The organism is Streptococcus sp. 400_SSPC (assembly GCF_001072745.1).
Taxonomy (GTDB): Bacteria; Bacillota; Bacilli; order Lactobacillales; family Streptococcaceae; genus Streptococcus; species Streptococcus xiaochunlingii.
In genome coordinates this window covers 1-8,866 of sequence record NZ_JVIQ01000021.1, presented here as the reverse complement: position 1 = coordinate 8,866, position 8,866 = coordinate 1, and the positions used below count along the sequence as shown (strand labels likewise).

General features: G+C 41.7%; 11 protein-coding genes. 6 read left to right on the top strand and 5 right to left on the bottom strand.

The window, feature by feature from the left end; genetic code table 11:
- Window positions 1-60: 60 nt before the first annotated feature.
- The 5 genes from mutY to ADH49_RS04185 form a co-directional block, all read right to left on the bottom strand.
- Window positions 61-1,215, bottom strand: a complete 1,155-nt coding sequence (mutY, locus tag ADH49_RS04205) for an A/G-specific adenine glycosylase (protein ID WP_048690027.1) — start codon at window positions 1,213-1,215, stop codon at window positions 61-63.
- A 91-nt stretch (window positions 1,216-1,306) separates the two neighbouring features.
- Window positions 1,307-2,281: a phosphate acetyltransferase gene (gene pta, locus ADH49_RS04200; protein ID WP_048690020.1), complete on the bottom strand. Its 975-nt coding sequence runs from the start codon at window positions 2,279-2,281 to the stop codon at window positions 1,307-1,309.
- A gap of 21 nt (window positions 2,282-2,302) precedes the next feature.
- A complete protein-coding gene (locus tag ADH49_RS04195) occupies window positions 2,303-3,193 on the bottom strand; it encodes an RluA family pseudouridine synthase (protein ID WP_048690017.1) in 891 nt (296 codons plus the stop codon).
- Window positions 3,190-4,008 (bottom strand): NAD kinase, encoded by an 819-nt coding sequence (locus ADH49_RS04190; protein ID WP_342585589.1) that lies wholly within the window; start codon window positions 4,006-4,008, stop codon window positions 3,190-3,192. The genes ADH49_RS04195 and ADH49_RS04190 overlap by 4 nt, the downstream gene beginning before the upstream one ends.
- Window positions 3,992-4,663 (bottom strand): GTP pyrophosphokinase, encoded by a 672-nt coding sequence (locus tag ADH49_RS04185; RefSeq protein WP_048690012.1) that lies wholly within the window; start codon window positions 4,661-4,663, stop codon window positions 3,992-3,994. Before ADH49_RS04185 ends, ADH49_RS04190 begins: the two co-directional genes overlap by 17 nt.
- A gap of 95 nt (window positions 4,664-4,758) precedes the next feature.
- Between ADH49_RS04185 and ADH49_RS04180 the strand changes: the two genes are divergently transcribed.
- The 6 genes from ADH49_RS04180 to ADH49_RS04155 all read left to right on the top strand — a co-directional run bounded on the left by ADH49_RS04180 (window position 4,759) and on the right by ADH49_RS04155 (window position 8,792).
- Window positions 4,759-5,325 (top strand): CYTH domain-containing protein, encoded by a 567-nt coding sequence (locus tag ADH49_RS04180; protein ID WP_048690009.1) that lies wholly within the window; start codon window positions 4,759-4,761, stop codon window positions 5,323-5,325.
- Window positions 5,326-5,387: 62 nt separating this feature from the next.
- Window positions 5,388-6,344, top strand: a complete 957-nt coding sequence (locus tag ADH49_RS04175; protein ID WP_048690006.1) for a ribose-phosphate diphosphokinase — start codon at window positions 5,388-5,390, stop codon at window positions 6,342-6,344.
- A 9-nt stretch (window positions 6,345-6,353) separates the two neighbouring features.
- Window positions 6,354-7,481 (top strand): cysteine desulfurase family protein, encoded by a 1,128-nt coding sequence (locus ADH49_RS04170; RefSeq protein ID WP_048690001.1) that lies wholly within the window; start codon window positions 6,354-6,356, stop codon window positions 7,479-7,481.
- Complete coding sequence (locus tag ADH49_RS04165) at window positions 7,471-7,818, top strand: DUF1831 domain-containing protein (protein WP_048689998.1); 348 nt, start codon at window positions 7,471-7,473, stop codon at window positions 7,816-7,818. The genes ADH49_RS04170 and ADH49_RS04165 overlap by 11 nt, the downstream gene beginning before the upstream one ends.
- Complete coding sequence (locus ADH49_RS04160) at window positions 7,818-8,054, top strand: DUF4649 family protein (RefSeq protein WP_048689995.1); 237 nt, start codon at window positions 7,818-7,820, stop codon at window positions 8,052-8,054. The genes ADH49_RS04165 and ADH49_RS04160 overlap by 1 nt, the downstream gene beginning before the upstream one ends.
- Window positions 8,055-8,147: 93 nt before the next feature.
- A complete protein-coding gene (locus ADH49_RS04155) occupies window positions 8,148-8,792 on the top strand; it encodes a redox-sensing transcriptional repressor Rex (protein WP_048690030.1) in 645 nt (214 codons plus the stop codon).
- Window positions 8,793-8,866 lie beyond the last annotated feature (74 nt).

Below are 8,866 nucleotides of genomic sequence, written 5' to 3'. Positions count from 1 at the left end.
CTGTGCGGAGGTGGGACGACGAAATCGAATTCTAACGAATTACCGATTTCTGTCCCACTCTCAATTTTCATTTTCTGTAAAAGTCGTCCAAATCTTTTGCTGGGGTTTGGCAAAAGGATAGGCCGAAAATTCTTCTGGTTGCAACCAAATAGTTGATTCACTGGTTGCTTGTTCTCCTTCTTTTACCAATCCATACCGGATTTGAACCTGCCACTTGCGGTGCGAAAAGACATGCTGGACCAAGGGATAAGTTCTCTCTTGCCAATCAATGACTAAGTCATAGTCCTGTTCAAAGGAGAGAATCTCTAGATTGCCCTCTGCTTGTTCTTTCTCGTCTAGCAGAGACAATTGGCCCAGGTTCTCAGATAGACTATCCACTTCAATCAAGGGAAAATGCCAGAAGCCTGACAAGAGTCCTTCTCGCTCATTTTTCTCCAGCAAGTAGCGCCCTTGACTATCCTTGATAATAAAGGCTGTAAGATAGACTGGTACTGGTTTCTTCTTAGGAGCCTTGATGGGATAACGATCCATGGTCCCATGTTGGTAGGCCGCACTAAACTCCTTGACAGGACTCTCTTCCGGCCGTGGGTTGACTGGGGACTCGATATCTGAGCCCAAATCCATCAAAGCCTGATTGAAATCACCCGGACGCTCTGGATCAATCAAGACTTCCATCATGGCTTGAAAAATCTTACGATTAGTCGGAACTCCGATATCGTGGTCCACCTCAAACAAACGAGCTAAAACCCGCATGACATTGCCATCCACTGCTGGCTCTGGCAAGCCAAAAGCAATACTGGCAATGGCACCAGCTGTATAAGGTCCAATTCCCTTGAGTTTAGAGATAGCCTCATAGGTAGCTGGGAAAACACCCCCATGGTCCTCCATGATTTGCTGGGCAGCTTTCTGCATGTTGCGGACCCTCGAGTAATAGCCCAAGCCCTCCCAAGCTTTTAATAGTTTTTCTTCAGGGGCTTGAGCCAGATCCGCAAGCGTCGGAAACCAATCTAAAAAACGTTCATAATAAGGAATAACCGTATCGACTCGTGTCTGCTGGAGCATAATCTCTGAGATCCATATTTTATAAGGATCCTGTGTCCGTCTCCAGGGGAGATCCCGTTTATTGGCATCATACCAGGCTAATAATTTTTCTCGGAAAGAGGCAATTTTTTCCTCCTCCCACATGGTAATCCCGTAATCTTTTAAATCCATCATATTCCTAGTATACCATAGAATGACTTCTACTTTAGAGATTCTGACTCTACCATAAAAAGGCCTAGGAAATCCCTAAGCCTTTCAATCATTCTTATTGTTCCACAGCTTGAGCTGCTGTGATCAAGGTCAATTTGTAAACGTCATCTGCATTACATCCGCGAGAAAGGTCGTTAACTGGTTTGTTCAACCCTTGCAAAACTGGTCCTACTGCAGCAAAGCCACCGAGACGTTCTGCCATCTTGTACCCAATGTTACCCGCCTCAATACCTGGGAAGATAAAGACATTAGCTTGTCCTGCCACCTTGCTTCCTGGAGCTTTCAATGCTGCTGTTTCTGGTACAAAGGCAGCGTCAAATTGCAATTCTCCATCAATTTCTAAGTCAGGACGAAGTTCATGAGCGATTTTTGTTGCTTCCACAACTTTATCAACACTTTCACCGAAACCAGAACCTTTAGTTGAATAGCTCAACATGGCGATTTTCGGATCGATGCCAAACATCTTGGCTGTGATAGCAGAGTTGATGGCAATTTCTGCCAATCCTTCAGCATCCGGACTGATGTTAATCGCACAGTCTCCAAACAAGTAACGTTCAGATCCACGAACCATGAGGAAGGCACCTGAGGTGCGTTTGACATTCGGACGAGTTTTGATAATTTGAAGTGCTGGACGAACGGTTGCAGCTGTTGAGTGAATCGCACCTGAAACCATACCATCAACGATTCCCAAATGTACCAGCATAACACCAAAGTAGTTGACATCGTCTTGCAAAATTTGACGCGCTTCTTCTTCTGTCATTTTACCCTTCCGACGTTCTACCAAGGAAGCTACCATCTCATCAAAGCCTGCGTAAGAATGCGGGTCGATAACTTCATATCCTTCTAAAACTCCTTCAATTTCAAGGTAAATACGAATCTTATCTGGATTACCAAGCAAGACAGGTGTAACGTCTGTTTCTTTTACAATCCGTTTTGCTGCTTGCAGAATACGAGGCTCTTCCCCTTCTGGTAACACAATACGAGCATTCTTACCAACGAGGTTGGCTTTGAGGCTTTCAAAAACTTCCATGAGTTTCTCCTTTGAAAAAAATTAAATATTTGATAACTGTTTTAAGACTTGGCTAAAATCATCTGGCAGAGAGCTTTCAATTCTGAGCTCCTCTTCCAAAAAAGGATGATAGAAAGCCAAGGAATGGCAATGCAAGGCTTGTCGAAGAATCCCATCTTCTAACGAACCTCCATAGAGATCATCTCCCAAAAGTGGAAAACCAATATGAGAAAAATGAACGCGAATCTGATGGGTCCGGCCTGTATGTAACTGGATATCCACTAGATGAATATCACCAAAAGACTGGACAACTTGGTAGCTGGTATGAGCATACTTGCCACCTTTTGCTACCTTTCGGGTAATAATGGAGTCTTCATCACGCGCAATGGGGGCAATGATATCCCCCTTGCTTTCCAACTCACCCTTGCCCTTTACCAATGCAAAGTAACGTTTTTGAATGGTCTTAGCCTGAAGTTGCTTATCCAAGCGAGCATGGGCATAGCCATGTTTGGCAAAAAGCATGATCCCACTGGTATCCTTGTCTAAACGGGTGACAATATGAACGAGCTGATTTTCATACTGATTGCGAACATAGTAACCCTTGACAAAGTTTGCAATGGTGTTGGAATGAAGGGAGCTAGGAATGGATGCCACTCCTGCTGGTTTGTTGATGACCAAGAAATGATCGTCTTCGTACAAGATTTCCAAATCACGATCAATGGCCTCCAAGGCTTCATAACTTTCCTCAGAGGGAATATCAATCGTTACCTTATCTCCGATATCCAGAAGATAAATGGCATTTTGTTCGACGCCATTGACTAAAATCTGGCCTCCAGAAAACTTAATCTTGGCCAATAAGCCTTTTGAAACCTGATGTTTCTTCAGAAAGGTTTTTACCTTGACATGTTCATCTGCAATAAATTCGAACCTCATTCGTCAATATCTCCAATAAAGGCATCCTTGACCCGATTCCAGAAACTGGTATGACTTGGGCTCGCTACGAAATTGATCTTGTGGTTATCAATCTGGTACTCGATATGGGCGATATTTCGATAGGAATAGGTTGAATTATCGACGGAGAGAATGTGAAAACCTGGCCGGCTAGGCGTGATTTCAATCTTATCTTTTTTGGGAACAATAATCGATGACCCCAAAGTTCGATAGACACGATTATTCAGACTAGCGATTTCAGCAATTTGAAGCGCTTCGATCGTCGGGTGAAGCACTGCTCCTTCCAAAGATTTGTTATAAGCTGTGCTACCTGTAGGGGTCGAAACCGTAATGCCATCCCCTCTAAATCGCTCAAAATGAACGCCATTGATGGTTAAATCAGCCACCATGGTTCGATCGCTTCGTTTAATCGTCGCTTCGTTAAGGGCTCGCATAATCTTCGTATCCCCATTATCAAAAGTCACTTTGACATTAAGGATTGGGTAGGATACCTTGGCACCTGTATCGAACTTGAGATTTTCTACCAACTTGTCAATCTCATCATCTAAATAGTCCGTATAAAATCCAAGATGCCCCGTATGCACCCCAACAAAACGAACCCGATCCAATTGACTCTCGTACTTATGAAAAGCAGAGAGCAACATGCCATCCCCACCAATAGAGATTACGATATCCGGATGCTTCTCAGTTAAGATAAAATTATTCTTTTTTAATTTATAACGAAGTTGTTGAAAAACCTCTTCGCTCTGGCGTTTTCGATTTCGAATAATCGAAACCTTTTTACCTGTAGTCCTCATCTGTATCATCACTATTTCCGACGCCATCATTTAATTTACGATGCATTGGATCAAAAAGAGCTTGCGCCTCCTGAATGGCATCACGAATGGCACCCATTTCCTCATCGAGTTGATAAGCCAAATTCGCGGTGACTTCAAGACGCTTCTTAATCTCGTCCGGAAAATCTCCTTTATATTTGTAATTTAATGAGTGTTCAATGGTGGCCCAGAAATTCATAGACAGGGTACGAATCTGAATCTCTGCCAAAATCGTTTCATAGCCATTAATGGTATCTACTGGATACTCTACCACTACATGATAGCTTCGATACCCACTTGATTTCTTGTGACGAATATAGTCTCGTTCTTGAACCACGCGCATATCCTGACGCTTCCGCAAGACTTCTAGGACTTCGTCTACGTCGTCTACGAATTGAACCATGATCCTCAGACCAGCAATATCTTGCATATCTTGAGCCAGGTTCTCTTCAGATATACTTCTGCGTTCCATCTTTTCGAGAATACTCTCAATCGGCTTCACACGACCGGTCACAAACTCGATTGGGGAATGCTTTTGTTGTTTGCGGTACTGCTTTCTTATCCCACGAAGTTTAATCTTCAACTCCCCAACTGCTTGGATATAGGGATCTAAAAAATTTTCCCAATCAATCGCCATTGAATCACCTTGTCATCTCAAAGTTTTTTGTATAAAATAAACACATCTATTATTATATCATAAAGAGCTTGCAAACGAAAGAAAAGGACGTAGCTATGAATCATTTAGAAATTGAATTTAAAACCTTACTAACCAAGGAAGAGTACCATTCTCTAGAAGACTTTTTCAAAGACCAAAAACCTATCCGACAAACCAATCACTATATTGATACGCCCGACCATGCTATCCGGAATCATCGGATGGCCTTGCGAATTCGTACCTTAGCTGATCGGGCTGAGCTAACCCTTAAAGTGCCGCAAGATGCGGGACATTTTGAATACAATCAAGCCCTTACTTTTGATCAAGTAGAAGCCTTTCTCTCCAAGAAAAAACTTCCTCAAGGTGAGATTGCCAGCTTTCTCACTGATTTAAACATTCCTTTATCCGCTTTAGATGTCTGGGGAAGTCTAGAAACAGAGAGACGGGAGAAAAGAATCCCTAAAGGTTTATTGGCTTTTGACCGTAGTCGCTATAACTCCATTGAAGACTATGAATTAGAAATGGAGGTGGATGCCGCCTCAGATGAAACTTATTTTCACGAATTTCTCAAGGAAAAACAAATTGAATACAAGCCTGCAAAAAGTAAAGTAGCAAGATTGGCCCAAAGTTTGCTAAAAAGCTGAAATTACTGAATTTTTTTGCTAAAATAAGACTAGACAAAAATATCTAAATGAGGATCAAACACATGTCAGAAAAAAACAATATGAAGCTCTTCGCACTCAACTCCAACCAAGAAATTGCACAAAAAATTTCAGAAGTTGCTGGCATCCCACTCGGAAAGCTTTCTTCACGTCAATTCTCAGATGGCGAAATCCAAATTAATATCGAAGAAAGTGTGCGTGGATATGATATTTACATCATCCAATCTACCAGCTACCCTGTTAACAATCACTTGATGGAATTGTTAATCATGGTAGATGCTTGCCAACGAGCAAGTGCCCATACCGTAAACGTGGTCCTTCCATACTTTGGGTATGCTCGTCAAGACCGCACTGCTGCTCCTCGCGAACCAATTACAGCAAAATTAGTTGCCAACATGCTTGTCAAGGCAGGGGTGGACCGTGTTGTAACCCTCGATCTCCATGCGGTTCAAGTACAAGGCTTCTTCGATATCCCAGTAGACAACTTGTTCACAATTCCTCTATTTGCTGATCACTATATCAAACAAGGTTTAACCGGTTCAGATGTAGTGGTTGTCAGCCCTAAAAATTCTGGAGTGAAACGCGCACGCAATCTTGCAGAATATCTAGATGCCCCAATTGCTATCATCGACTACGCCCAAGACGACTCTAGCCGTGATGAGGGCTACATCATCGGGGATGTTAAAGGTAAAAAAGCAATCCTGATCGATGATATTCTAAATACAGGAAAAACCTTCTCTGAAGCTGCAAAAATTGTTCAACGCGACGGCGCTACTGAGATTTATGCCGTTTCAAGTCACGGACTGTTCGTTAAGGGAGCTGCGGAATTACTAGACCAAGCACCGATTAAAGAAATTTTAGTTACAGACTCTGTAGCAACCAAAGAACAAAAACCAAAAAATGTAAAATACATTACTGCAAGCGAATTGATTGGAGATGCCCTTGTTCGTATCCAAGAGCGTAAACCAGTTAGTCCACTCTTTGCATACCACAAGAAATAAGGTGATGGCGTGATTTATTTTGACAATGCGGCAACCACTCCCCTAAGCCCAGGAGTAATCAAGGTGATGACAGAAACGATGGAAACTAGTTTCGGAAATCCCTCTAGTCTCCACTCCCACGGTCGCCAAGCGAAAAAGATTCTTAGAGATGCTAGGGAATGTGTTGCAACTTGTTTAAAGACCTCTAGTCAACAGATTATCTTCACTTCTGGCGGGACCGAAAGCAATAACACCGTTATAAAGGGCTACTGTCTCAAACATAGACAGCAAGGGAAGCATATTATTACCACGGCTATTGAGCACCATGCCGTTCTGGAACCGATTGAGTACTTGGTCCAAGAATATGGATTTGAAGTAACCATCATTCAACCGGTCGATCAAAAAATTCGACCTGAAGATATTCGAGCTGCACTTCGTCCCGATACTATTTTAGTATCCACTATGTTTGCCAACAACGAAACGGGTGATCTCTTACCTATCAAGGCAATTTCTGACCTTTTAAAAGACCATCCTGCTGCTTTTCATGTCGATGCTGTTCAAGCCGTTGGTAAACTTGCTGTAGCCCCTGAAGAGCTTGGAGTTGATTTTCTAACTGCATCGGCCCATAAATTTCACGGGCCTAAGGGAGTTGGACTTCTCTATGCTAAAAAGCCTGACTTCTTCAATCTCTTACACGGGGGTGACCAAGAAGACAAGCGTCGAGCTAGTACAGAGAACTTGATTTCAATTGCTGGAATGGCTCAAGCCCTCAAAGAAGCAACTGATCAGTTAGACGCAAATTATCAGTATATTCAGACCTTATCTAAACGTATCCTAACCGGCTTAGAAGATTTAGATTTCTATCTGAATGGAACAGACTCCAAACTTCCTCATGTCTTGAACATTGGCTTCCCTGGTATCAGCAATGATATAATACTGCTTCGTTTAGATATGGCAGGGATTTCAGTCTCAACTGGCTCTGCTTGTACTGCGGGGACTGTTCAACCAAGTCACGTCCTTGCAGCTTATTATGGTGAAGATTCTCATCGCTTGAAGGAATCTATTCGCATTAGTTTATCTGAATTCAATACTTCTGATGAAGTCGATATTTTTATTACAAACATTCATAAAATTTTAGGAGAATTACATGGCATTTGAAACATCTGTCTCATTAACAAACTGTGATTACACATACGCAATCCATCCAAATATCAAGAAATATACCCTACGCGACAATACCTTTGCACAAACAAAGGTTGGAAACTACGAATTAAATCGTTTGTTAGAAGCTATTCCAAATAGTGGAGATGGCTTTAAGTTAAAAATTATCATCAATAAGGATTTAACAGGATTTAAAATTAACATTACTGACAAGTCAGGCCTTCGTTTGGTAAATATTTTCAAAAATCCAGAAAACAAGATTATCCAACAAAAATTCTACTTCCTCATGGACAGTTTAGTTGAACGTGAAATCTTTGAAAGGATTGAAAAGTAATGACCAATGGTCCTGTAGTCCTCACCTATTTGGATGCATACCAAAAGGAACGTCAGGTTAGCTACGACAACATCGATCACTGTCTATTAGCCTTCTCAGGCTGTGTGACCATTCCAGATTCCTATCAGGTTGTTTCTGTGACCTACAAGGGGCAAACCTTACCTTTCACTGGAAGAATCGGTGACTTCTATCGCTATCTGATTCAGTTTGATCAGAGTTTAAGAAATTCTAATTAACTAAGAAAAGCACCATTTTGGTGTTTTTTTAGTATAAGATAGTTGCTTTTTTCACAAACTTTTTATAAAATAGATTTGAAAGGTTGTGATATTGTGAAACAAGATAAGACTAATCCAATTCCTCGTGCTACTGCTAAACGACTCTCCTTGTATTACCGCATTTTCAAACGCTTTAATGCAGAGAAAATTGAGCGAGCAAATTCAAAACAAATCGCTGAAGCCATCGGGATTGATTCCGCAACTGTTCGTCGTGACTTCTCATACTTTGGAGAGCTAGGACGACGTGGTTTTGGTTATGATGTCAAAAAGTTAATGAATTTCTTTGCTGATCTCTTGAATGATAACTCCATCACCAATGTTGCTATCGTCGGGATTGGAAATATGGGGAGTGCCCTTCTTCACTATCGCTTCCATGAGCGAAACAAAATGAAAATTGTCATGGCATTTGATACGGATGATCATAAGTTAGTCGGCACTAAAAGTAAAGATGGTATTCCGATTTACGGCATCTCTACACTAAAAGAAAAACTTGAGGGACAAGAGATTCAAACAGCCATTTTAACCGTTCCAAGTGTAAAATCTCAAGAAGTTGCAGATTTACTGGTTGAAGCTGGTATCAAGGGAATCCTTAGCTTTTCTCCAGTACACCTAACAGTTCCAAAAGATGTGGTAGTCCAATATGTCGATCTAACCAGTGAATTGCAAACCCTTCTCTACTTTATGCGCAAAAATTCATGATAAGCAAAGAAGCTGGGACAAAAGTCCTAGCCTCTCAATTGTCTTTGGATTATCGAGCAAGACGCAGTGGTTGA